The organism is Fictibacillus phosphorivorans, from assembly GCF_023715845.1.
Lineage (GTDB): Bacteria > Bacillota > Bacilli > Bacillales > Fictibacillaceae > Fictibacillus > Fictibacillus phosphorivorans_D.
The window spans coordinates 67,599-92,840 of the sequence record NZ_JAMBOR010000001.1; the positions used below are offsets into that span (position 1 = coordinate 67,599).

General features: G+C 39.4%; 24 protein-coding genes, 1 other RNA gene and 1 other annotated feature. Of the genes, 23 read left to right on the forward strand and 2 right to left on the reverse strand.

Annotated features, from left to right (window positions below; translation table 11 throughout):
• The first annotated feature begins 2 nt into the window (after positions 1–2).
• From aspS to M3206_RS00330, 3 genes are all read left to right on the forward strand, one after another.
• Entirely contained in the window at positions 3–1,781 is a 1,779-nt protein-coding gene (gene aspS / locus M3206_RS00320; RefSeq protein ID WP_251310522.1) for an aspartate--tRNA ligase, read from the forward strand.
• An 89-nt stretch (positions 1,782–1,870) separates the two neighbouring features.
• Positions 1,871–2,051, forward strand: a non-coding RNA gene (gene ssrS, locus M3206_RS00325) — 6S RNA.
• Between the two features lie 118 nt (positions 2,052–2,169).
• Entirely contained in the window at positions 2,170–2,937 is a 768-nt protein-coding gene (locus tag M3206_RS00330) for a tRNA threonylcarbamoyladenosine dehydratase (RefSeq protein ID WP_251310523.1), read from the forward strand.
• A gap of 376 nt (positions 2,938–3,313) precedes the next feature.
• Here the strand turns inward: M3206_RS00330 and M3206_RS18950 are convergent, their stop codons facing one another.
• Both M3206_RS18950 and M3206_RS00340 read right to left on the reverse strand, forming a co-directional pair.
• Positions 3,314–4,102 carry an RsfA family transcriptional regulator gene (locus M3206_RS18950; protein ID WP_349773983.1) on the reverse strand — a complete coding sequence of 263 codons (789 nt, stop codon included), beginning with the start codon at positions 4,100–4,102 and terminating at the stop codon, positions 3,314–3,316.
• Between the two features lie 128 nt (positions 4,103–4,230).
• On the reverse strand, positions 4,231–5,565 hold the full coding sequence (locus M3206_RS00340; RefSeq protein WP_251310524.1) for an AAA family ATPase: 1,335 nt from the start codon (positions 5,563–5,565) through the stop codon (positions 4,231–4,233).
• A 154-nt stretch (positions 5,566–5,719) separates the two neighbouring features.
• Here M3206_RS00340 and M3206_RS00345 point away from each other — a divergent pair, with 154 nt between their 5' ends.
• The 20 genes from M3206_RS00345 to M3206_RS00440 all read left to right on the forward strand — a co-directional run bounded on the left by M3206_RS00345 (position 5,720) and on the right by M3206_RS00440 (position 25,229).
• Positions 5,720–6,430: a YczE/YyaS/YitT family protein gene (locus M3206_RS00345; RefSeq protein ID WP_251310525.1), complete on the forward strand. Its 711-nt coding sequence runs from the start codon at positions 5,720–5,722 to the stop codon at positions 6,428–6,430.
• Positions 6,363–6,782 carry a cysteine metabolism transcriptional regulator CymR gene (gene cymR, locus M3206_RS00350; RefSeq protein ID WP_251310526.1) on the forward strand — a complete coding sequence of 140 codons (420 nt, stop codon included), beginning with the start codon at positions 6,363–6,365 and terminating at the stop codon, positions 6,780–6,782. The genes M3206_RS00345 and cymR overlap by 68 nt, the downstream gene beginning before the upstream one ends.
• A 14-nt stretch (positions 6,783–6,796) precedes the next feature.
• Positions 6,797–7,936, forward strand: a complete 1,140-nt coding sequence (locus M3206_RS00355) for a cysteine desulfurase family protein (RefSeq protein WP_251310749.1) — start codon at positions 6,797–6,799, stop codon at positions 7,934–7,936.
• A 40-nt stretch (positions 7,937–7,976) separates the two neighbouring features.
• The gene (mnmA, locus tag M3206_RS00360) at positions 7,977–9,104 is read left to right on the forward strand and encodes a tRNA 2-thiouridine(34) synthase MnmA (RefSeq protein WP_251310527.1); all 1,128 of its coding nucleotides are present in this window, start codon (positions 7,977–7,979) and stop codon (positions 9,102–9,104) included.
• Positions 9,105–9,272: 168 nt separating this feature from the next.
• Positions 9,273–9,932 carry a tetratricopeptide repeat protein gene (locus tag M3206_RS00365; RefSeq protein ID WP_251310528.1) on the forward strand — a complete coding sequence of 220 codons (660 nt, stop codon included), beginning with the start codon at positions 9,273–9,275 and terminating at the stop codon, positions 9,930–9,932.
• 13 nt (positions 9,933–9,945) lie between these two features.
• Positions 9,946–12,276, forward strand: coding sequence for an SF1B family DNA helicase RecD2 (gene recD2 / locus M3206_RS00370; RefSeq protein WP_251310529.1), 2,331 nt, complete (start codon positions 9,946–9,948; stop codon positions 12,274–12,276).
• A gap of 148 nt (positions 12,277–12,424) precedes the next feature.
• The gene (locus tag M3206_RS00375) at positions 12,425–12,622 is read left to right on the forward strand and encodes a hypothetical protein (protein ID WP_251310530.1); all 198 of its coding nucleotides are present in this window, start codon (positions 12,425–12,427) and stop codon (positions 12,620–12,622) included.
• A gap of 35 nt (positions 12,623–12,657) precedes the next feature.
• Positions 12,658–12,837 carry a YrzQ family protein gene (locus M3206_RS00380; RefSeq protein ID WP_251310531.1) on the forward strand — a complete coding sequence of 60 codons (180 nt, stop codon included), beginning with the start codon at positions 12,658–12,660 and terminating at the stop codon, positions 12,835–12,837.
• A 55-nt stretch (positions 12,838–12,892) separates the two neighbouring features.
• Positions 12,893–13,975, forward strand: a complete 1,083-nt coding sequence (locus M3206_RS00385; protein WP_251310532.1) for an AI-2E family transporter — start codon at positions 12,893–12,895, stop codon at positions 13,973–13,975.
• 26 nt (positions 13,976–14,001) lie between these two features.
• Positions 14,002–14,219, forward strand: a binding site (T-box leader).
• Positions 14,220–14,275: 56 nt separating this feature from the next.
• Entirely contained in the window at positions 14,276–16,912 is a 2,637-nt protein-coding gene (alaS, locus tag M3206_RS00390; protein ID WP_251310533.1) for an alanine--tRNA ligase, read from the forward strand.
• 78 nt (positions 16,913–16,990) lie between these two features.
• Positions 16,991–17,269, forward strand: a complete 279-nt coding sequence (locus M3206_RS00395) for an IreB family regulatory phosphoprotein (protein WP_251310534.1) — start codon at positions 16,991–16,993, stop codon at positions 17,267–17,269.
• Positions 17,269–17,697: a Holliday junction resolvase RuvX gene (ruvX, locus tag M3206_RS00400; protein ID WP_251310535.1), complete on the forward strand. Its 429-nt coding sequence runs from the start codon at positions 17,269–17,271 to the stop codon at positions 17,695–17,697. The genes M3206_RS00395 and ruvX overlap by 1 nt, the downstream gene beginning before the upstream one ends.
• Positions 17,698–17,709: 12 nt before the next feature.
• Complete coding sequence (locus tag M3206_RS00405) at positions 17,710–18,009, forward strand: DUF1292 domain-containing protein (RefSeq protein WP_251310536.1); 300 nt, start codon at positions 17,710–17,712, stop codon at positions 18,007–18,009.
• A 410-nt stretch (positions 18,010–18,419) separates the two neighbouring features.
• Positions 18,420–19,547, forward strand: a complete 1,128-nt coding sequence (mltG, locus tag M3206_RS00410; protein WP_251310537.1) for an endolytic transglycosylase MltG — start codon at positions 18,420–18,422, stop codon at positions 19,545–19,547.
• Between the two features lie 132 nt (positions 19,548–19,679).
• Positions 19,680–20,324 (forward strand): O-methyltransferase, encoded by a 645-nt coding sequence (locus M3206_RS00415; protein ID WP_251310538.1) that lies wholly within the window; start codon positions 19,680–19,682, stop codon positions 20,322–20,324.
• A 28-nt stretch (positions 20,325–20,352) separates the two neighbouring features.
• A complete protein-coding gene (gene udk, locus M3206_RS00420; protein WP_251310539.1) occupies positions 20,353–20,994 on the forward strand; it encodes a uridine kinase in 642 nt (213 codons plus the stop codon).
• Between the two features lie 147 nt (positions 20,995–21,141).
• Complete coding sequence (gene greA, locus M3206_RS00425) at positions 21,142–21,618, forward strand: transcription elongation factor GreA (RefSeq protein WP_251310540.1); 477 nt, start codon at positions 21,142–21,144, stop codon at positions 21,616–21,618.
• 268 nt (positions 21,619–21,886) lie between these two features.
• Positions 21,887–23,647 carry a peptidoglycan D,D-transpeptidase FtsI family protein gene (locus M3206_RS00430; RefSeq protein WP_251310541.1) on the forward strand — a complete coding sequence of 587 codons (1,761 nt, stop codon included), beginning with the start codon at positions 21,887–21,889 and terminating at the stop codon, positions 23,645–23,647.
• A gap of 79 nt (positions 23,648–23,726) precedes the next feature.
• Complete coding sequence (locus M3206_RS00435) at positions 23,727–24,335, forward strand: YrrS family protein (RefSeq protein WP_251310542.1); 609 nt, start codon at positions 23,727–23,729, stop codon at positions 24,333–24,335.
• Between the two features lie 255 nt (positions 24,336–24,590).
• Complete coding sequence (locus M3206_RS00440) at positions 24,591–25,229, forward strand: class I SAM-dependent DNA methyltransferase (RefSeq protein WP_251310543.1); 639 nt, start codon at positions 24,591–24,593, stop codon at positions 25,227–25,229.
• The last annotated feature ends 13 nt before the right edge of the window (positions 25,230–25,242 follow it).

Consider the following 25,242-nt stretch of genomic DNA (forward strand, 5'->3'; position numbering starts at 1 on the left):
CTATGGAATATCGCACACATCAATGTGGAAAAATTACTGAACAATATATAGGTGAAAAAGTTAAAATTACAGGTTGGGTTCAAAAAAGACGTGATCTCGGCGGCTTGATCTTCATTGATCTGCGTGACCGCTCTGGGGTGGTACAGATCGTATTTTCACCTGAAGTTTCTGCGGAAGCATTAGAAACAGCTGAAAAGGTAAGAAGTGAGTATGTACTTACTGTTACAGGGACGGTTCTTGAAAGAGATCAAAGTACCGTGAATCCTTTAATGAGTACAGGTAAGATTGAAATTTCTGGTGAAGAAGTTACAATCCTTAACAGTGCAAAAACGCCTCCTTTTTCAATTAGTGAAGATATTGATATCACAGAAGATGTTCGACTTAAATATCGTTATTTAGATCTTCGCCGTCCCGTGATGCAGGATACGATGAAAATGAGACACGAAGTGACTCGTTATATCCGAAACTTCCTTGAAAAGGATGAGTTTATGGAAATGGAAACGCCGATGCTTACGAAAAGCACACCTGAAGGCGCCCGTGATTACCTTGTACCAAGCAGAGTACACCCTGGAGAATTTTATGCGTTGCCGCAATCACCACAACTATTTAAACAGCTTTTAATGGTTTCAGGATTCGAAAAATATTATCAAATCGTACGCTGCTTTAGAGATGAGGACTTGCGTGCAGACCGTCAGCCTGAATTTACTCAGGTCGATATCGAAACATCTTTCATGGGACAAGAAGAGCTTCTTGCTATGATGGAAGAAATGATGACAGGATTGGTTAAACAAGTAAAAGGTGTAGATGTTCCAAAGCCATTCCCAAGAATGACTTATAAGGAAGCGATGGACCGCTTTGGTTCAGATAAACCTGATACACGCTTTGGACTTGAACTCATCAATGTTTCTGATCTTGTAAAACAATCTGGTTTTAAAGTATTTGTGTCTGCTGTTGAGAATGGCGGAGAAGTAAAAGCGATAAATGTAAAAGGTAAAGCTGCTGATTATTCCAGAAAAGATATCGATGGCCTGACTGAATTTACAGCTCGATATGGAGCAAAAGGTCTTGCATGGATGAAAGTAGAAGCAGAAGGTCTTAAAGGACCGATCTCCAAATTTTTTAATGAAGAAGATGGTACGAATCTTCAGTCTGCATTAAATGCTGAAGAAGGAGATCTTCTGTTGTTTGTAGCGGATAAACCATCTGTAGTTGCTGACAGCTTAGGAGCACTTCGCCAAAAACTTGGAAAAGATCTTGGTTTGATCGATCAATCAAAATTCAACTTCTTATGGGTCGTGGACTTCCCGCTTGTAGAGTTTGATGAAGACGCAGAGCGCTACGTGGCCTTGCACCATCCTTTTACAATGCCAAAGACAGAAGACCTTCATCTCATGGATACAAACCCAGCTGAAGTGAGAGCACAAGCCTATGACCTCGTTCTTAACGGATATGAGTTAGGTGGAGGATCACAGCGTATTTACCAACGTGATGTACAGGAAAAAATGTTTAAAACATTAGGGTTTAGTGAGGAAGCGGCTCGTGAAGAATTTGGATTCTTACTGGATGCCTTTGAATATGGTACTCCTCCACATGGCGGTATTGCACTTGGATTAGACCGAATGGTTATGCTTCTTGCTGGAAGAACAAACTTAAGAGACACGATCGCATTCCCTAAAACCGCGTCGGCATCATGTCTATTGACGAATGCTCCTTCTCCAGTTAGCGAGAAGCAATTGGAAGAACTGCATTTAGGATTAAAAGTAAAACAAGAGTCAAATTAATGAAAATTTAGAAAAATAAGAATTGTTTTTACAAAGACACATTTTGTCTTGTAAGTTCTCATTTCCTATGATAGTATTTATTTAAACGATGGGTCCTATGATGACCGTCAACAACCCGAAAGTTTTGAGCCAACATTATTTACTAGGGAGCTTGTGTTTTCTCACGGCGTCCATGCCCTGAAAGATAGGGGACGGACAAAATGCGAAACAGGGCACCCACCTGCGAGAGCAGGTTCAAAACTAAGGGAAGACGGCATTTTTGGGGCTCATTTTTTGTGTGTCTGAATTATACCGAGTAAGCGTATTGATTTTGTATTGGAAAATGGATATGCTGATAAAGATGCATATTTTTTATCCATGTGCACGTTGAAAGGAGATTTCAAACAAGATGCTTTATCAATTTTCAAGAAATGAACTTGCGATAGGAAAAGATGGAATTAACGTTCTAAAAAACACAACGGTTGCTGTACTCGGAATTGGCGGAGTGGGTTCCTTTTCAGCAGAAGCTCTTGCTCGATCAGGTGTAGGACGCCTAATTCTTATAGATAAAGACGATGTAGACATCACAAATGTTAATCGTCAAATACACGCACTTGTTAATACAGTAGGACAACCAAAGGTAGACTTGATGAAAGAACGGATTGCGTTAATCAATCCAGATTGTGAAGTTATCGCCTTAAAGATGTTTTATACGGAAGAGACATATGAACAAATCTTTGAATACGGACTAGATTTTGTCGTTGATGCGTCAGATACGATTTCTTATAAAATTCATCTTATGAAGGAATGTTTAAACCGCAACATTCCGATTATCTCAAGTATGGGTGTTGCAAATAAGATGGATCCAACAAGGCTTCAGATCGCAGATATCTCTAAGACAAGTTACGATCCGATTGCAAAGGTTATCCGCCAACGCTTACGAAAAGAAGGAATTACAAAAGGGATTCCAGTTGTATTCTCAGATGAAAAACCGATTCAGATTCGCGAAGAGATCAGAAAAGAAATCGTTCCTGAGAATGCACCAGGGATACGTAAAGCGAAAATGCCGCCATCCTCAAACGCATTTGTTCCATCTGTCTCAGGGTTGTACATGGCTGGTTATGTAATTAATAAAATAATCGAAAAGAACAACATAACAGTGGAAAGAATCAGATAGAATCGTTTTAATTTATATGTAAAAAGGGCTGACTAACGTCAGCTTTTTTTATATTCAATAAATGTTTTACGGTACGTTTTTTTAAATCTGTTACACGTTCGCGCAAAATTTTCGAGAACCGCGCAGTATCGTCGAGCTACGCGCAAAAATATTGATCTTCGCGCAGGAATGGGGTGATTTTCGCGTAAACTTGATGATGCAAGTCTTCCTATTAACGAAAAACCGCTTGAAAGACACTCACATTTGCTTGTAATCTTTCAAATTCAGTACCCCATCTGTTTTTGATTCATCAAAACGTCCTTTTCTTCTCTTCATATGATAAAAAAAGAAGCTAGAACTCGAAAGTTTTTACACTTTTAAGTTCTAGCTCCTTATTTTACTTCGCCAGCTTCTCTAAGTTGCCGTTTTTATCCATTCTGAAACTTTGATTGGTTTCTTCATCCTGAAACAAAACCATCTTCCTTGCTCGATCCATAATCTGAATGAGAGCTTGATAATCTTCTTGAACAGTCTGATGTTCTTTCTCTAGGACGGCCAACTGTTCTTTCATTACTTTATTTTGTTGAAGTAATTCGTTCATCTGTAAACGTAATTCCATGTTTTCCTGTACAAGCTTTCCACTCGACATCCCATTTCTTTTTAAGCCGTTTAGGAAGTCTATTACTTCATCTAACGTTAATTCTTCTTGTTTACTAGGTTGTGGTGCTTGATAAGTTGAATTGGCAGATGCAGCTGGAATATTGTTCACTGTTGATGCAGCAGGCTGCGAGTCGAGCCCATTTGCAGACCCAGCTGTTCCTCTATCAAACGTATAAGGAGTTTTAAAGAATTCCTCAGGATGGTAGGTTTCATCATCATGGATCTGTGGTGATTTAATAGGCTGAATGGCTGGCTTTGATGCAGTTTTAGACTGCTGTTGAGATTTAGCCAGAGCGCGCTGCCGCTCTTTTCTTTGTTTTTTAGCAATCTTTAAAGCTTGTTCATATTTTTTTCTGACGATCGCGTTCCATCTGAAACCAACTGCAGCACTCGTCCGTTCTAATTTATCTCCAACCTCTTCAAAGGCATGAAGCTGTGTACTTCCTTCACGGACATGGCGCAATACCGTTTCGGCCAATAGCAGATCGTCTTCTTCTGACCAAGCGTCCTGTCTGATTTTTGACACGTGAATCCTCTCCTTAGCTTTTAAAAAATATCGTTTAATATTTTCATGTTTACCAAAGAGAAAGAATCCTATACGCAAAAGCATAAAAAATTTGCTAGTTTGATAAGAGTATTAAAAGAATGATAGATTTACTCACCATTTTTCTTGCGGTTATTGAAATAGTCTAATCTTTTTTTGATATTTTTCTCGTAGCCTCGTTCTGTTGGTTCATAAAATGATTTTCCAAGCATGTGTTGAGGTAAGTATTCCTGTGGTACATAGCCATCCTCGAAATTATGAGGGTATTTATAATCGGCACCATGTTTTAATTCCTTTGCCCCTTTATAATGGGCATCACGCAGATGGATCGGTATAAGCCCTGTTTTTTCTTTTTTTACAGCGTCTAAGGCTTTATCAATTCCTAAAATAACTTTATTGCTTTTTGGAGCGGTTGCTAAATACAGGGTTGCTTCTGCAAGTGGTATTCTTGCTTCAGGCATGCCGATAAAGTCTGCTGCATAACTAGCTGCTTGGGCAACAAGTAAAGCGTTTGGGTCAGCCAGACCAATATCTTCTGCAGCATGGACCATCAGACGTCGTGCTATAAAACGTGGATCTTCACCGGCATAGACCATTTTAGCAAGCCAGTAAAGGGCTGCGTCGGGATCTGAACCGCGGATACTTTTAATAAAGGCAGAGACTGTATCATAATGGTTGTCTCCTTTTTTATCATATTGCAAGACTCTTTGCTGAATGGATTCTTCTGCGATTTCGAGTGTAATGTTAATGTCACCGTTCTTATCGGGCTTTGTGGTGAGTACTGCGAGCTCCACAGCATTCAGCGCGGTACGGGCATCGCCGTTAGCAATTGAAACGATGTGATCGATTGCTTCTTTTTGCATCTTCACGGGATGCCTTCCATATCCTCTTTCATCATCATTCAATGCTTGTTCAATGATTTTAGCGATATGTTCATCTGTTAAAGGTTCAAAGCGGAATAATCTGGATCTCGACAAGAGTGCCGGGTTGATCTCAAACATCGGACTTTCCGTTGTAGCACCTATTAAGATTACGGTTCCATCTTCAACATAAGGAAGAAGGGCGTCTTGCTGATTCTTGTTAAACCGATGGATCTCATCGATAAAAAGAACGGTTTTTTTATCCTCTAATAAAAGTCGTTCTTTTGCAGCATTCATGACGGTTTTTAAATCAGCTACTCCTGAGGTTACAGCATTTAATTGTTCGAACCAGGCAGATGTTGAATTCGCAATGATCCTTGCCAGGGTAGTCTTTCCGGTACCTGGAGGACCAAAAAAGATCATCGGTGTCAGTTGATCTGCTTCGATCGCCCTCCTTAAGAGTTTGCCTTCTCCTGCAATGTGTTCCTGGCCAATAAACTCTTGGATCTTTCGAGGCCGCATCCTATTGGCTAGAGGGCGTTTTAACGAATGTGAACTTTCATCTTTATAGGAAAACAAGTCCATGTATATTCATCCTTCCGTACACGTGTTCTTAATTGTCATATGACAATACTATACATTAGTCCTTCATGCAAGATGCAACTATTTCGTGTTATAATAATCTTTAGATTTTATTTTCGGTTGCTAAAAAAAGCTTCAGCCAGGAAGGATTTGCAGAATGAAAGACCCAAAGCCATCAAGACCGGTCAAATTTCTGATTGAATGGTCTGTTTTTTTTGTGGGCTTATTTATAATGGCCTTTGGAATTGCATTAATGATAAAAGCTGAGCTCGGAAGTGCTCCATGGGACGTACTTCACATCGGCCTGTTTTCACAGTTTGGTTTAACGATAGGAACCTGGTCGATCATTATGGGTTTCTTCGTTATATTAGCAACTGCGCTTTTGACAAAGAAGTTTCCACAAATAGGAGCCTTTTTAAATATGATCTGTGTCGGTCTGTTTATTGATTTTTATTTATGGCTCCCCATTTTTCATAGCCCGATCACGCTAGCAGGTAGATGGTTTTATCTTTTAATCGGAATACTAATCTTAGGCTTTGGTATCGGTCTTTACATTTCCTCTAATCGTGGAGCAGGACCAAGGGATAGTCTGATGCTTGCCTTAACAGAAAAGTCAGGAATGAAAGTCTCAAGGATCCGATTATTTATGGAGTTAACAGTTCTGTTTTTCGGCTGGGTGTTGAATGGTCCTATTTCATATGGAACAATTTTGTTTTGTGTCACGATCGGTTTAATCGTGGGAAGAACATTGCCTTTATGTCAAAATGCAGTAAAGTTTGTCTTAGAACGGAGTGAACAATATGAAAATATCAACAAAGGGAAGATACGGATTAACCATCATGATGGCATTAGCGAAGAAATCAGGTGATGGTCCCACAGCTTTAAAACATATTGCGAAAGAACACAATCTATCAGAACATTATCTTGAGCAGCTGATCGCGCCATTAAGAAACGCAGGTTTAGTAAAAAGTATAAGAGGTGCATACGGGGGTTATATTTTAGCTAAAGAAGCCTCGACCATTACGGCAGGAGATATCATTCGTGTACTAGAAGGGCCGATTTCTCCTGTAGAGGTGATGGATGATGAAGAACCAGCAAAGCGTAACCTTTGGATTAAAATCAGAGATGCTGTAAAGGATGTTCTAGATTCAACTACGTTAGAGGATTTAGCGAACTATGAAGATGAAGGTGCACAAGACGCCTACATGTTTTATATTTAGGAAGGATTTTGATGATGAAAAACGTTTATTTGGATCACGCTGCAACATCACCCGTTCATCCTGAAGTGATTGAAGAGATGATCCCATATTTAACGGATCATTTTGGAAATCCTTCTAGCATACATCAATACGGTAGACGTGCACGTAAAGTTCTTGATGATGCGCGTACACGAATCGCTTCATCTATTAATGCCACTAGAAACGAAATTATATTTACGAGTGGTGGTACAGAAAGTGATAACCTTGCTATACTTGGAACCACTTCTGCATTAATGGAAAAAGGAAAACATGTAATCACTACAAGAGTAGAGCATCATGCTGTTCTGCATACCTTTCAAGAGCTTGAAAGAAGAGGGTTTGAAGTTACGTATTTATCAGTAGATAAAGACGGAAGAATCTCTCTTGATGAACTTAAGACGTCTATTAAAGACGAAACGATTCTTGTTTCTATCATGTATGGCAACAATGAAACAGGTACAACTCAGGACATCAAAAAGATCGGCAGCTTGTTAAAAGAGAAGGAGATCATCTTTCATACCGATGCGGTTCAGGCATATGGCCTGATTTCTATAGATGTTGAAGAATTGAACGTAGATCTATTGAGTGCTTCCGGACATAAGATCAATAGTCCAAAAGGGACAGGCTTCCTTTATGTAAAAGAATCGGTCCCCTTTCTACCACAAGGATTCGGCGGAGAGCAAGAGCGAAAACGCCGTGCCGGTACGGAGAATGTAGCAGGAATCGCAGCACTGAGTAAAGCCGCCGAATTATCGATAAAAGAACGGGAAGAACGATTCTCCAACTACATGAACTTTAGAGATACGATGAAAAAAATATGGAATGAAGAAGACATCCATTATTTAGAGAATGGCAGTAACGAATACTTTCTTCCCCATATCCTAAATGTCAGCTTTACTGGAATAAAGACGGAAGTGCTTTTAGTCAACTTGGATATAGCAGGGATTGCAGCTTCAAGCGGATCCGCTTGTACGGCTGGTTCACATGAGCCTTCGCACGTATTGGCTGCTATGTTTGGAGAAGATGAACGCACGAAATCATCTGTTCGATTTAGCTTTGGGTTAGGCAATAATATAGAAGATATCGAGTATGCTGCATGCGAGACAGCAAAAATCGTGAAACGTTTAATAAAATAAGTTACAATGTTTGTCATATGAAAGAAATGAGGTGGACAATATGCAAACTGAATCAAACAAAAAGGCACCTCAAGATACACGAGTAGTTATTGGAATGAGTGGCGGTGTGGACTCTTCAGTTGCCGCACTTTTACTAAAAGAACAAGGGTATGACGTTATCGGAATCTTTATGAAAAACTGGGATGACACCGATGAGAATGGCGTCTGTACAGCAACAGAAGATTACAACGATGTGATAGCGGTCTGCAACCAGATCGGCATTCCATATTACGCTGTGAATTTTGAAAAGGAATACTGGGATAAAGTATTCACGTACTTTTTGGAAGAATATAAAGCAGGAAGAACACCTAATCCTGATGTGATGTGCAACAAGGAGATCAAGTTTAAAGCATTCTTGGAGCATGCAATGAATTTAGGTGCAGATTTTGTAGCTACAGGTCATTATGCACGTGTAGCTGAAATAGATGGTGAAGTTAAAATGCTTCGCGGTGTTGATGAAAATAAGGATCAAACGTATTTCCTTAACCAGCTTTCACAAGAACAGCTAAAAAGGGTTCTGTTCCCGATCGGTGAGTTAAAGAAACCTGAGATCCGTAAGATCGCCGAGGAGGCAGGACTTGCTACCGCTAAGAAGAAGGACTCTACTGGTATTTGTTTTATTGGTGAAAAAGACTTTAAAGTGTTCTTAAGTCAATACTTGCCGGCAAAACCAGGAGAGATGCAAACGCTAGACGGGGAAGTCAAAGGAAAACATGACGGATTAATGTATTATACGATCGGTCAGCGGCATGGACTCGGAATTGGCGGAAGCGGAGATCCTTGGTTCGTTGTTGGTAAGAATTTAAAAGACAACATACTGTACGTTGAACAAGGTTTTCATAACGAAAAACTTTACTCAGACAGCTTGACGGCAGTAAAACCTAGTTTTGTTTCCGATAAGTCTGTCCCATCTGAATTCAAATGTACAGCAAAGTTTAGATACCGCCAGCCTGACATGGGAGTAACTGTTCATGTGTTGGAGAACGGCGCGCTTAACGTGATCTTTGATGAACCACAAAGAGCGATCACTCCTGGACAAGCGGTGGTCTTTTATGATGGTGAAGTTTGTTTAGGCGGAGCAACGATCGATACGGTTTATAAAAATGGAGAAGCGATCACATATCTATAATTATATTAAGGAAAAGCTGGCGAATCAGTTGGAATCATACTGAACGCCAGCTTTTTTTGCTAAGAAGATGCATATGCTCTATGCTTCCCGAGTTTTATGAAAGAACTCTGTGCGAATCCTAGCCTGATTTGATATACTTTGGAAGGAAATAAAGATGGGGGTATGGATATGGAACCTTCAAAAGGTCTTGAATACTTAAAAAAAGGAAAATTTGAAGAAGCGGCGAAAAGCCTCGAAGCGATGATTGAAGCCGATCCTCAAAATCCTGTTCATTATATTAATTTCGGAAATCTGCTCTCTGCGGTACATGAGCATGAAAAGGCGATAAATTTTTTTGATAAAGCATTATCACTTGATGAGAATGCTGCTGCCGCTCTATATGGTGCAGGCATTGCATGCTATCATCTTGAACAGTATTCAAAAGCAGCCAAGCTCTTTCAAGAAGCGATAACAGGCGGATTGCAAGATGCGGACACCTATTTCATGGCAGGCATGTCACTCGTCTCACTTGGTGAGAACAAATTAGCATTTCCATACATGATGAGAGCAACCGAGCTGAACCCAGATGATCATGAAGCACTTTTTCAGTTTGCCCTCTGTCAGGGGAGAATTGGTGATGTAGAATCTGCTATGCGTACATTCGAAAAAGTAACAAAGAAGGATGAAAAACATGCTGACGCCTGGTACAACTTAGGTGTCTGTTTAAGCTACTTTGATCGAAACGGTGAGGCTCTTGAAGCTTTTGATAAAGCCTTAGAAATTCAGCCGGATCATTATTTAGCAGGGAATGGCAAACGGAATATCGAAAGTAAGAATACAAAACATTAAAAGGGGATGCTTTATGGCACAGCAGCCTTCCTTTAACCTAGAGGATGAAACGTCTCTAACAAACCGTTTTATAAAAGGAAAACTGATTTCCACCATTTATCATCAATCAGAAAGTCTTTATACGGTTGCACGGGTTAGAATAAAAGAGACAAATGAAAATTATGATGAAAAAGAAGTCATGATAACTGGCATCCTCCCTCCATTAAGGGAGGATGAACGGTATCTGTTTTATGGGAAATTCAAAGATCACCCCAAATATGGGAAGCAGTACGAAGTTGAATATTTTAAAAAAGAGATACCTCAATCGAGAGAAGCGATGGTTCAATATCTATCGAGCGACCTGTTTAAAGGGATAGGGAAGAAAACGGCTGAACATATCGTGGAAGTCATGGGGGATGACGCAATTACGAAGCTCTTAGAATTTCCGGAATACATAAGCCAAATTCCAAAATTAACGGAAGAACAAGCAAAAAATCTACATGAAGCCCTGCTGCAGAACAGAGGGTTGGATCAGGTGATGATGGCCGTACGGCCTTATGGAATCGGACCTCAGCTGGCGATGAAGATCTTTCAAACGTATCAGGATCAATCCATCTCTGTAGTGAAGAATGAACCGTACCGTCTTATTGAGGATGTACCGGGTATTGGATTTCATCGGGCAGATGAAATAGCAAAAGGCAACGGTATGCAGGTAAACCATCCAGAACGTATCCAAGCGGCCTGCCAATTTCTTTTAAGAGATCAGGGGACAGAGCTAGGTCATTCGTATCTGCCTGTTGAAGAGCTTTTAACAGATGTCAGAAAGCTTTTGGCCGATGGAAAAGATACGGTTGATGAGATGAGTATTTTCAGAGAAATTCAAGATATGGAAGCTGAAAAAAGACTCATTTTAAAGGAAGATGTCGTATATTTGCCATCTCTTTATTTTGCTGAACGAGGATTCGCCCAAAAAATCAATCAGCTTTTACATAGTCAAAGTACGGATTATGATATACCTGTTGAGCAGATTGAAACGGAACTTGAACGTTTAGAAAAAAGGCTGAATATCCAATATGCAAAAAGTCAAAAGGAGGCCATAAAAAAAGCGTTAACTTCTCCCATCATGGTGCTCACCGGCGGCCCTGGAACAGGTAAGACAACAGTTATAAAAGGAATTGTAGAACTCTATAGCGAGATTCATGGTGTAAGTTTGAACATAGAAGATTATCGAGGAAAAAAGGAACCGTTTCCTGTCTTATTAGTAGCACCTACAGGTCGTGCTGCAAAGCGGATGACGGAATCCACGAATATTCCGGCTCATACCATCCACCGTCTGTTGGGTTGGAGAGGTGCAGGGCATTTTGAAAAAAATGAAGATGATCCGATCGTAGGAAAGTTGTTGATCGTGGATGAAATGTCGATGGTCGATATCTGGCTAGCATACTCACTTTCAAAGGCACTTCCACAGCATATTCAAATCATTTTTGTAGGCGATGAGGATCAGCTTCCTTCTGTAGGTCCGGGCCAAGTGCTAAAAGATCTGCTCGAATGCGACTATATTCCGCAAACGCGATTGATTGATATCTACAGACAATCTGAAGGTTCTTCAATCATCCGTTTAGCCCACGAGATGAAAAAAGGAAATCTGCCTCAGGACTTGATGATTCCACAAAAAGACAGACGATTTTTTGCATGTTCTGGAGAGCAGGTTTTTCAAGCCATCATTCAAGTGTGTGAAAATGCCATAAAAAAAGGTTATACAGCTAGAGATATTCAAGTGCTAGCTCCCATGTATAAAGGTCCAGTAGGCATAGATAGGCTAAACCGTGAACTTCAGCAATTATTCAACCCTGAAAAACAAAAACAGCGTCAGCTGCAGGTTGCTGATGTTTTTTACAGGAAAGGGGATAAGGTGCTGCAGCTTGTTAACCAGCCTGAGGATAATGTTTTTAACGGAGATATTGGTGAGATTGTAGCCATTATTTATGCAAGGGAGAACACAGACAAAGAAGATCAGATTGTTATTAGCTTCGATGAAATCGAAGTGACATACAAAAGAAGTGAGTTTAATCATTTTACACATGCTTTCTGCTGCTCGATTCATAAATCTCAGGGCAGTGAATATCCAATTGTTATCCTTCCTATTGTCAAAAGTTATTATAGAATGCTGAAACGCAACCTTATTTATACGGCTATCACAAGGAGTAAAGAATATTTAATTTTATGTGGAGAACAAGAAGCGTTCTCTTGGGCTGTACAACGGTCAGATGAATCTGAAAGATATTCTGGTCTCAAACATAGGCTTCAAGAAACCATACTGGAAAAAGAAATTACGAATGATACACTCTTTAACGAAACAAACTAGGAATGTTCTAAGGGATGATATTCATCATCTAATGGAACATTTCTTTTTTTATCTATAGGCAGGTTGCCCCTTCAAATCCAGTTCTTGCGTATATTTTGGCAAATTTCAGGACACCCTTGTAAAAGTAAATTTAAAGGAGAGAGAGCAAGTGGAATGTCCGAACTGCAGCCGAAAAGATATTGGGAAAATCGGGGTGAACCAGTACTATTGCTGGAACTGTTTTATTGAGCTTTCCATTGTAAAAGGTAGACTGTCCCTACATCAAGTGGAAGAAGACGGCTCATTAACTTCACTCGACGATTTATTCGAAGATCGTGACCTGACTTATAGAGAAAGTACTTCCTAAGTTTTTTTATAACTCTGATGTCGAGGTGATAAAGCATGAATAGGACGATGAGTTCTCTTTTCGCACTTGGTATTGGAGCGGCGGCATTTGCGGTGAGAAATAGAAGGATGTCAAGAATGTCCAGAATGAACATGAATTTTTCGGATATTGGCGACCTTTGGTCATCAAGGCGCGCCAAAAAAATTCGAAAGCGCATCGCAAAAGCCATTTATTAAAACGTACTCCCCGTCTGTTTGAAGACGGGGTTTTTTACAAAAAGGGTGAGGAAGAATGACAAAGGAAAATCAAATCAAATGGATTTACCGGCTTGTACTTCTTTTATTGCTATTTTTATGTTTATTCCTTCTCATGAAGTTAAATCCTTTATATCAGCCATTCCTTTCAGCACTCAAAGGAGTGTTCTTGCCCTTCTTTCTTGCCGCGTTGATTACATACCTGCTTCATCCTCTTGTAGAATATGTACATGAGAGAGGCGTTCCTCGATTTGTAGCGATTTTAACGATTTACCTTTTATTTTTTGGAGGAGTAGGGTATGGCATCGCAAAGGGTTTTCCGTATTTTGTTGTTCAATTAAAAGAGCTGTTAGAAAATGTACCAGCTCTTTCAAAAGATTATAAAGAGCTTTTAACGAGAGTTGACAAAGGAACGTCAGCTCTTCCATATACCCTTCACTCCAAAATTGAACAATATATTGATAAGATGGAGATCAGCGCACAGAACGTTCTAACCAATGCTATTTTTTCTTTAAGAAAGATTACTGACTACTTTTTCGTCATTATCGTCGTTCCTTTTCTTGTGTTTTATTTTTTAAACGATTTTGAAAAAATTAAAAAAGCTGCCTGGTATATTACACCACGCAGGTTTCGCCATGAAGGGAAGCACCTTTTAGAAGATATTGATGAATCGCTTGGAGGCTATATCAGAGGACAGCTATTTGTAGGAGCGATTCTTGGTGCTGCAGCCATGGTTGCCTTATGGGTTGTAGGAATGCCTTATCCGATTCTCCTAGGAATCGTGATCGCTATAACAGATATCATTCCATACTTCGGGCCCATTTTGGGTGCGGTTCCTGTGATTTTAATTGCGCTGACTATATCTTGGAAGATGGTTTGGATCACAATAGGAATCATGCTTGTTCTTCAATTTATTGAAGGCAATATTTTAGGACCGTTCATTGTCGGAAAGAATTTGCACATCCATCCTGTCTTTATCATCTTTTCCCTTCTGTTAGGGAGTGAACTTGCTGGAGTACCTGGGATGATCTTAGCTGTTCCGGTATTTAGTGTATTAAAAGTCATCATTGTCCACATTAGGGAACACCGATTAAGGAATCCGATTGACAAGGCAGAATAAATAAACGTATACTAACGCTAGAAGAACAAAAATCGTTGAAAGAGATAAGTACGTTTTAGTTCCTTTCTAAAGAGAGAAACATCCATTGGCTGAAAGGTGTTTTAGAAAGAAGGAAAGCGGAAAGCTACTCTGGAGTGCAGAAGGAAAATCTGCCGTTATGCCGCGTTAAGGCTGTAATCGAGGTGACATGCTCTCTGCATGTAACCAGGGTGGTACCGCGTGAATTCAAACTCTCGTCCCTGTTTTTTGGGATGGGAGTTTTTTTATTTTATCAAAAACGTTAGAAGGAGAATGAAAACAATGAAGACGTTGACTTCAGCTCAAGTTAGACAAATGTTCCTCGATTTTTTCCAAGAAAAAGGCCATCGTGTTGAACCGAGTGCTTCACTCGTTCCACATGAAGATCCGACTTTGCTTTGGATCAACAGTGGTGTAGCTACACTTAAGAAATACTTCGACGGTCGTGTGATTCCTGATAATCCACGCATCACAAATGCTCAAAAATCAATCCGTACAAACGATATCGAAAACGTCGGAATCACAGCAAGACATCATACTTTCTTTGAAATGCTAGGAAACTTTTCGATTGGTGATTATTTTAAAGAGGAAGCGATCCTTTGGGCATGGGAGTTCTTAACGAGTGAAAAATGGATCGGGTTTGATCCAGAGAAGCTTTCTGTTACCATCCATCCTGAAGATGATGAAGCTTTTGACATTTGGACAAAACAAGTAGGACTTCCTGAAGAGCGTATCATTCGTTTGGAGGGGAATTTCTGGGATATTGGAGAAGGCCCAAGTGGACCGAATACGGAGATCTTTTACGACCGTGGAGAGTCTTATGGAAACGATCCATCAGATCCTGAATTATATCCTGGCGGAGAGAATGAAAGATACCTTGAAGTATGGAATCTTGTATTTTCTCAGTTTAACCATAATCCAGACGGCACGTACACTCCGCTGCCAAAGAAGAACATCGATACAGGTATGGGATTAGAGAGAATGGTATCTGTTATTCAAGATACAAAGACGAACTTTGAAACGGATCTTTTTCTTCCAATCATCAAAGAAACAGAGAAACTTTCAAATACGTCTTATGGACAAAGCCCTGAAAGTGATACCGCATTTAAAGTTATCGCAGACCATATTCGTACGGTAAGCTTTGCGATTGGCGATAATGCACTTCCTTCAAATGAAGGAAGAGGTTACATCTTAAGAAGATTGATCAGAAGAGCAATTCGTTTTGCTAAAAAGATCAACATCAATAAGCCTTTCATGTATGAATTAGTACCGACTGTTTCGGATATCATGGTTGATTTCTATCCAGAAGTGAAAGAAAAAGTACCATTTATCCAAAAAGTTGTGAAAACAGAAGAAGAACGTTTCCATGAAACGATTAACGAAGGCTTAGCGATTCTAGAAGATGTCATCTCAAAAGAAAAATCAGAGAACAATCTTGTGATTTCTGGTAAAGATGCATTTAAGCTTTATGATACATTTGGATTCCCATTTGAATTAACACAAGAATATGCAGCTGAAAATGGGATGGAAGTTGATCAAGAAGGTTTTGAATCTGAAATGAAAGCTCAGCGCGAACGTGCACGTGCTGCAAGACAAGAAGTTGACAGCATGCAGGTTCAAAGCGGTGTTCTTTCAGACATCACGGTGAAAAGTGAATTTACAGGTTATGAGTCTCTGAGCGGAGAAGCAAGAATCCTTGAAGTCCTGCAAAAAGGCGAGCGAGTTTCCATGGTCTCAGAAGGGGACGAGGCACAAGTTATCCTTGATGAAACGCCATTTTATGCGGAAAGCGGAGGCCAGATCGCTGATACAGGAACGATTACAGGAAATAACCTTCAATTGCTAGTGAAAGATGTACAAAAAGCTCCGAACGGACAAAATCTGCATACGGTAAGTGTAGAAAAAGGTGTATTAGAAAATAATATGCAAGTCTCCGTAGTGGTCGATCGAGATACACGTGCCAAAGTAGTGAAAAACCATACAGCTACGCATTTGCTTCATCAGGCATTGAAAGATGTACTAGGAACACATGTCAATCAAGCGGGTTCACTTGTTGAAGAAGGCAGACTGCGTTTTGACTTTACTCACTTTGGAAGTATCTCTGCAGATGAGCTAGAGAAAATTGAAGAGATTGTAAATGAAAAAGTGTGGGCGAACATTCCTGTTGAAAAAATGGTGAAAAACATTGACGAAGCAAAAGCTATGGGAGCAATGGCCCTTTTTGGAGAAAAATACGGTGAGACCGTTCGTGTAGTCAAAGTAGGAGATTACAGCTTGGAGTTATGTGGCGGATGTCATGTGAACAACACGGCTGAGATCGGATTGTTTAAAATCGTATCAGAATCAGGAATCGGTGCTGGTACAAGACGTATTGAAGCAGTAACCGGAGAAGCAGCTTATCGATTGATGAATGGCCAAGTTCAGTTGTTAAAAAATACTGCTGCAAAACTAAAAACAAATCTTAAGGATGTTCCTCAGCGTATTGATGCTCTGAACGAACAAATTCGAGAGCTGCAAAAAGAGAAAGAATCCTTAACAGCAAAACTTGGAAACCTTGAAGCAGGAAGTCTCGTTGACGAAGTGCAAACGATTAACGGAGTATCCGTAATCGCGAAAAAAGTGAGTGCTTCTGATATGAATGGTTTACGTTCGATCGTGGATGACCTAAAGAACAAACTTCAGAGCGGAATCGTTATTTTAGGTGCTGAAAACCAAGGGAAAGTAAATATTGTTGCTGGGGTTACAAAAGATTTAGTATCAAAAGGATACCATGCAGGCAACCTTGTTAAAGAAGTCGCTGTTCGTTGCGGCGGTGGCGGTGGCGGTCGTCCGGACATGGCACAAGCAGGCGGAAAAGACCCTGCAAAGTTAGAAGAAGGCATAGATTCTGCAGTTGAATTGATTAAAACGGTTTCCTAAGCGTTCATCTATCATGTACAATAGAGAAAATAACTAATTTGTCCCTTAAGGGAGATCTTCAGAAAGAGGTGTTCGCAAGTGAGTTCAATGGACAAGACGATGAAGTTTAATTTCAACGAAGATGATGCATATAAGACAAATGTTGAAACTGTCCTGTTTTCTGTATATGACGCCCTGCAGGATAAAGGCTACAATCCGATCAACCAGATTGTTGGTTATTTGCTCTCAGGTGATCCGGCATATATTCCGCGTCACAATGATGCGAGAAGTATAATCCGTAAACTTGAGCGGGACGAGCTTATCGAAGAGCTCGTAAAATCTTACCTTTTAAACCAAAAAGAAGGAAGCAGTCGTTAATGACAAGAATACTTGGATTGGACGTCGGTACAAAAACGATTGGTGTTGCTGTATCAGACCTGCTTGGCTGGACAGCACAAGGCGTAGAAACAATCAGAAGGCGTCCTAACCATCCTGAAGAAGACTTAAAAAGAATTCAAGAACTGATTTCAGAGTATGAAATCGGCACAGTGGTGATCGGCCTGCCAAAGAATATGAACGGTTCGATCGGCCCCAGCGGTGAGGCTTGCCAAAACTTTGCGAAAGAAATTGAAAGTCTTACTGGTCTTTCGGTTATCCTATGGGATGAGAGGCTGACAACAATGGCAGCTGAACGTACTCTTATATCCGCTGATGTAAGCAGAAAGAAACGTAAGCAGGTCATTGATAAACTAGCTGCTGTTATCATTCTGCAAGGATATATGGATAGCCAAAAAAATAAAAATTGAGGTGAGCCTATAATGGCAAAAGAAGAACGCGAGCGTATTATTATTCCGGATGAGAACGGTGATGAAAACCTGTTTGAAGTACTCTTCAAATTTGATGTTGACCAGACTGGAAAATCATACATGGTAACTATTCCTGTATCTGATTCTGAAGATGACGATACGGATGAAGTAGAAGTATTCCCTTTCCGTTATGAAGAAAAGGGAGAAGCAGATGATGATCTTGCTTTATTCCCTCTTGAAACGGACGAAGAGTGGGATATGATCGAGGAAATGCTAAATACGTTCCAAGATGATGAGTACGAAACGGAATAATTGTAAGATGGCTGCCATATTATTGGCAGCTTTTTTGTGCTTTTTTCGCGATTACTTTGTGATTACATTGGAGGTTTTGGAAGTAGTTGATTTCCGCTCCAGGTTGCATGCTTTCCTCGGGGAGCCTCCTGCCGCTTTGCGCCATTAGGAGTCTCCACCTGATTGTTCGTCCCGCAGGAGTCGGCCACCTTACGCTCCAATCAACTTGCATCGATGTTCAGAAAATGCCCAATGCAGTGAACCTTTAGAAGAAATAAAATCATTTCGTAGCAATCTAAAATTTATTCTTTACTTAACTAAACATGTGTTAGGATGACTCTTCGAGGGTTATCCTATTTTTGTTATTACTGCTAATCTCGACAATTTCTGCAAGCGAAAGTATAATTAAACAGATGGAAGGGGGAAAAAGGATGATACAACTCCAGTCTTCTGGGAATTACATAGATAATAAGAAAAAGAAACGTAAAAAATCCATCATTTTAACTATAGTTGCTTTGTTTGTAACAGTGATTGTCCTTGCGGCTGGAATTCTATATTTTTACTATAATAAGAATTTGGGAGCAATGGATTCAGCGAATAAAGAGAGTGTCACTGTTGAGATTCCAATCGGCTCTAATGCTGAGAGTATCGGAGAAGAGCTAGAGGAAAAAGGAGTTATTAACAGCGGAAAGTTCTTTAAACTGTATACACGTGTTACGGGAGAAGGCAATTTTCAAGCAGGAGTTTATCAACTGTCTCCATCCATGAACCTTACCGAAATTATCGCTGCTCTTAAAGAAGGGAAGTTATTTAAAAAACCAGAACTCACTTTAACCATTCCAGAAGGGTATAATGTTCCTCAAATTGCTGGAGAAATAAGTACAAAAACAGGTTATAAAAAAGAAGAAGTTTTAAAAGTGATGAAGGGCCGAACTTTCTTAAAAGAGCTGTCTAAAAAATATAAGAATATACCAGATGATATTTACAAAGAGGGACTCTATTATCCGTTAGAAGGATTCTTGTTTCCTGCGACCTATGATTTTGACAAAAAGAAGCCTGAGTTGAAAGATATCGTAGATAAAATGGTTGAACAGTCTTCAATTGTTATTGCTAAGTATGAGAGTGACATGAAGAAAAGCGGATATTCAGTATTTGAAACCATTACGTTAGCTTCTCTTATTGAAGAAGAGTCTCAACGTGAAGAGGATCGAAAAAAAATCTCGGGTGTTTTTCATAATAGATTAGATCAAGATATGAAGTTGGATTCTGACCCAACGGTTAAATATGCTAGAAAAGATTTTGGTGTACAGGTTTTATATGAGCACCTTAAAGTCGATTCTCCTTATAATACGTACCGCTATAAAGGAATTCCTATTGGTCCTATTGCATCTCCAGGAGAAAAGTCAATTGAAGCTGCCTTAAAGCCCGTTAAGATGGAAGAACTATTCTTCTATGCAAGACCGAACGGAGAAGTGATCTATACGAAAACCCTGCAAGAACACCATGCCATTTACCAGAAATATAAAGATGAATGGAAAGTATGGCATAAAGAGCAGTAATGTTTTATGAGGATACTGACATATAGTATCCTTTTTATAATGTTTTCAATGATAGGTAATATCCTGGCCTCTCGCCTTCACAAAAAGATTATGTTACAATATACCGGGTTAGTGTGAAGGAGGCGTGTTACTTTGGTCTCAAATAGTGTGAACCAATATCTAGAAAATTTAATCCCTACACGCTCTGAACATCTTTTAAAAATGGAGCAATATGCGAAAGAGCATGATGTACCGATCATGGAATTATCAGGTATGGAGACCTTATTATCTTATATCAGGATTAAATCCCCTAAACGAATTCTCGAAGTGGGTACAGCAATCGGTTATTCTGCTATAAGGATGGCTCTTGCGAATGAGACGTCCGAAATAGTAAGTATTGAAAGAGATGAAGAACGGTACAATATAGCAAAAGAAAACGTAAACGCACTAGGACTCAATGATAGAATAACCTTATTGCTTGGTGATGCGAATGAATTACAGAGTCAAGTAGAACAATATGCATCATATGATTTTATCTTTATCGATGCAGCAAAAGGGCAGTATCAAAACTTTTTTGATCATTATTCTGCAATGCTGTCACAAGACGGTATGATCATTACAGATAACGTACTCTTTAGGGGCTATGTCGCGGATGAAAAAGGCTTAGAGAGCAGAAGGCTGCGTTCTCTCGTGAAAAAAATTAGAAGCTTTAATGAATATATCATGCAGCATCCTGATTATTATTCTTCAATCTTGCCGGTAGGAGATGGTATGATGGTGAGCATACGAAAAACCTAAAGGTAGAGTAGTTTGGAGGAGTAGTAAAATGGCACAAAAACCTATCGTAATTGGGGTTGCAGGCGGGTCCGGATCAGGTAAAACAACGGTAGCGAAAGAGATCTATAGGCAGTTTGCGAATCAGTCGATCCTTATTATTGAGCAGGATGCTTATTATAAAGACCAATCTGAGAAGTCAATGGAAGAGCGGTTGAATACGAATTATGATCATCCACTCGCTTTTGATAACGATCTATTGATCCAGCATATTCAATCACTTCTTGCCTATGAATCGATTGAAAAACCTGTGTACGACTATACAGCACATACAAGAAGTGATAAAATTATCCCAGTTGATGCTAAAGATGTCATTATATTGGAAGGTATACTTATACTCGAAGATGAGCGTTTACGTGATTTGATGGACATAAAGTTATTTGTCGACACTGATGCTGATGTACGAATCATCAGAAGAATGGTCCGTGACATACGTGACCGAGGCAGAACTTTAGAATCAGTAATCGATCAATATACTTCAGTGGTGCGACCGATGCATAATCAGTTTATCGAACCTACAAAAAGGTACGCAGACATTATTATCCCAGAAGGCGGTCAAAACCGTGTTGCAATAGATTTGATGGTTACAAAAATAAAAACCATTTTAGAAGAGAAAGCATTATTGAAAAAATGAGGAACTCTCCTCATTTTTTCGGTATACTTGGGTAATCTTTTCTTTAAACGGCATGGCATTCAACTATTGTCCTATTTTTTATACATACCCTGCCGGAATTTTCATATAACGTAACAAGGGTACTGATTATTGAAGGAGTGAATAAACATGGCAGACGAGAAAAAACACTATATGACATTAGAAGGTAAGCAAAAATTAGAAAACGAATTGGAATATTTAAAAACAGAACGCAGAAAAGAAGTTGTTGAAAGAATAAAAGTAGCAAGAAGCTTCGGTGACCTTTCTGAGAACTCTGAGTATGATGCTGCAAAGGACGAGCAAGCGTTTGTAGAGGCGCGTATTGTTCAATTAGAAAAGATGATTCGTGATTCAGTGATTATAGAAGATAATAAAGACCAATCTGATAACGTTTCCATTGGGAAATCTGTTAAGTTTAAAGAGCTTCCTGATGGGGATGAAGAGACCTATGTTATCGTTGGAAGTGCTGAAGCAGATCCGTTTGAAGGTAAAATTTCTAACGATTCTCCAATGGCTAAAAGTTTGTTAGGTAAAAAACCAGGTGACAAGGTCTCTGTTCAAACACCTGGCGGAGAAATCAACGTAGTTATTCTTGAAGTAAAATAAATGAATGAACGTGAAGAAAGGGGCTGACTCAAAAGTGTAAAAACTTTTGAGTTTAAGCCCCTTTTTTATATGAACCGAAGGGGAAAAGTGGAATGAATCAAAACCAGATACGTGCTGGTTTGTAAAATAACAGATTATAAGAACACGTACCGTGAAAACTCCATTTAGATCTTTGATCCAAAAAAGAAGGCTGACAGGGTTCACCCTCAACAGCTGTTGTTTAAGAAGGTAGAGATGAGGCGAAAATGTGGTTAGGGAGGTGACCACATTGTTATCTCGTAAAAGAACAATCGCTGCAGGTGTGATCATATTAATATCTATTATCGGTCTGATCTACCGTTTAGCAGATATACAGCTTATTTCAACCAAATCCTTTTCAAAAAACCATGTAAATTTAATTGAAGAAAGTGTAAACCAGCGGACTCACCGTTTTACGATTAATGATGGGAGAGGCTATTTTCTAGACCGCAATGGTGAACTGCTTTCTACAGATGTAGAACCTCAAGTTGTTGTGTTCCCCAGTCTCTATACAAAGGACTGGCCAGTAAACACAATATCAAATATCCTTCACATTCCCTCGGAAAGAATAGAAAATATGATTTTAAGCATGAAAAAACCTGCTGCTTTAATGCTTCCTAAAGAGCTGACTCTTCAGCAGATGAATCAGATTAATGAATTAGAAATCCCGGGCTTGTATGCACAGCTTGTCACCAAAAGAAAACCTCTTCCTTTTGCAAATCATGTGATCGGGGCTGTCGGAGAAGACCCGGATTTAATAAAGGAAAAGTATAGAGATAAATTAGAAAAAGGAACCATAAGCACATCAACCAAAACCGGTAAAAATGGTATGCAATTTACGTTTGATCCTTTTTTGATTTCTGAAGGTGAAACGCAGTTTATTTATCATGTAGACAGGCAAGGTAATCCTTTATTTGGACTGGATGTTAAATATCGTGCACAGACAAATCCGCTGTACCCTTTACATGTGACAACAACTATTGATAAAAAAATGCAAGAAGCTGTGGAAAAATATTTGAGTGAGCATGAACTTGAAGCAGGAGGCGCTGTATTGCTTGATGTAGAAACGAGTGAACTTCTTGCAATGGCGAGCCGGCCAGTATTTAATAGTGAGACGATCTATAAACACGAAAACAAGATGACTAGTCATCAAATTCCTGGTTCAATCTTTAAGATAGTAACAGCTGCCGCTTCAATTGAGAAAAACAAGGTTCAAAACGATACACTTTATGATTGTAATGTAAACATCTATGGAAAAGAAGATGAAAGAAAGTTAGGTATGTTAAATTTTGAGGATAGTTTTGCCCAAAGCTGCAATAAGACATTTGGCGATCTCGCCAATGAAATGGCTGGGGAAGATCCTGATTTTATTGAAGATTATGCTTCTAAACTAGGTCTTCTTGATCTAAATGGGTGGAGAGGACAAATCTACCACTATGATGACTTTTCACATTTTTATCAGGAAGAACGAGGACAGATCAGAAATTCTAATAAAAAGATTCAGGATTATCAATCACCACTCGCCATATCTCAGACCGCCATCGGGCAGCTGGATGTCAAAATTACTCCGCTAGCAGCTGCTAATATGATGGCTACTATTGCAAGGGGAGGTGAATGGTCGGAAGTTAAAGCTGCTAAATCAGTGAATTTTGCCAACGGTACGGAATTGGTCGCATTTAAAGACCATATGGGCCAAAAGGATTCGCTGTCGCCTTATACGATCATGAGGCTGCAATCTTTACTGGTTAAAACGGTAAGGGATGAAAAAGGGACAGGGCACACTTTGCAATCACTTCCTTTTCAAGTAGCGGGGAAGACGGGAACAGCACAGAAGGGTGATAAATCGAACGTTTTTAATAAATGGTTCGCAGGTTATTTTCCAGCGGACAAACCTAAATTTGCTTTAGTCGTAGTGGATATGAAACACGGTACACTTAACCGAACGATGTCTGTTTATGCTGATATCGCAAAGAGAGTTATGGAGATTTCAGACAGCCAAGAAGAAGATTGAGAGAATAAGAAGGAAAAAGTGTTCCAATCAGGAAGCTCATGGTAAAATAGAATGAGCTTATTTACTGGGGGAGGATAACATGAAACGAAATCAGCGCTATGAATCGAGATTAGAAAAGCGAAAACAAAATCGATTTCTGAACATAGCTATCGGGTTGGTATTTTTGCTTATTGTTGTGGTTGCGTTCAATCTTTTCTCTGGTGATGATAATAAAACGGCCTCAACATCAGATAGTGAACAAACGGAGAGCAATCAGGGAACAAAAGAAGAAGATTCTTCGATTGAAATGGAATCAGATAAAGGGGATCAGAATAGTTCTTCTGATGAGTCTGAAAATCAGAAAGAAGATACAGAAACAAATACAGAAGAAACTCCACCTGATAGTGAAACACCAGAAGGCGGAGGTCCTGAAGGTCCTTGGTCACCAATCGGAACTTCACAAACTGAACCTCATCAGAAATCATATGACTCACAGTCTCAAGACTGGAAAGAGATGGTTCAGGCACTTTCTTACGCTACAAACATCCCAGAAGATCAAATGACCATCTTCTGGCTTGGAAATGGCGGAGGTCCTGATCTATCAAAAGGAACGGTACAATCTAAAACGGAAAAGGTTAAATACGATGTGGTTCTGCAATGGATTCCTGAAAAGGGATGGCAGCCAACTAGTGTAACCCAAGTTCAATAAAGATAATTTAGACAACCTGCTCCAATAAGGTTGTCTTTTTTTCGTCTTATATTACAAACAAGCACACTTTCTCAATTCGGAATAAATCGTTTTGCTGGTGCCACTATATGGGTTATAAATTTTAACAAAAAATGAATCATTTACAGGTGTATACATTTGATAATATTACGAAATTGTGGTAATTTGGAACCTGTAATCATTTAATTCATAGTATGTTGATAGGAATAATATATTTTAATATTTGGAGTGACTAAAATGGGACGAGAGTTTATAGAGCTTTTTGATGAGTGGTCTTCTTCTTATGATGAAACAGTAGCTGGAGGGGAAGTAGAATACAAGGAAGTATTTCATAACTATGAACATATTCTAGAGACGGTGGTAAATCGATCTGGCAAGACGGTGTTAGAATTTGGCGTAGGAACAGGTAATTTAAGCGAAAAACTGCTTTCTAAAGGTAAAACGGTCATAGGGATCGAACCTTCTAAAGGGATGCGTGAAAAAGCACTTAAACGAAATCCGCAATTAGAACTACATGACGGTGACTTTTTGTCATTCCCTAAACTAGATAAAGAGATCGATACGATTGTTAGTACGTATGCTTTTCATCACCTCACAGACGATGAAAAAGACACGGCTATCAGACACTATAGCCAGCTGCTTAAAAAAGATGGTAAAATTGTATTTGCAGATACCGCATTCCTTCACGAATCAGAAAAAATAGAACGTCATGAAAAAGTAAAAAAGCAGGGTTATTTAAATCTATTAAAAGACTTACAGACGGAATACTATACAACACTAGAGGTACTCGATGACATTTTTAAAAAGCACGATTTTGAAGTCTCATTTGAAAAGCTAAATGAGTACGTCTGGTTAATGGAAGCGGTAAAAAAATAGTTATTGGAGAATT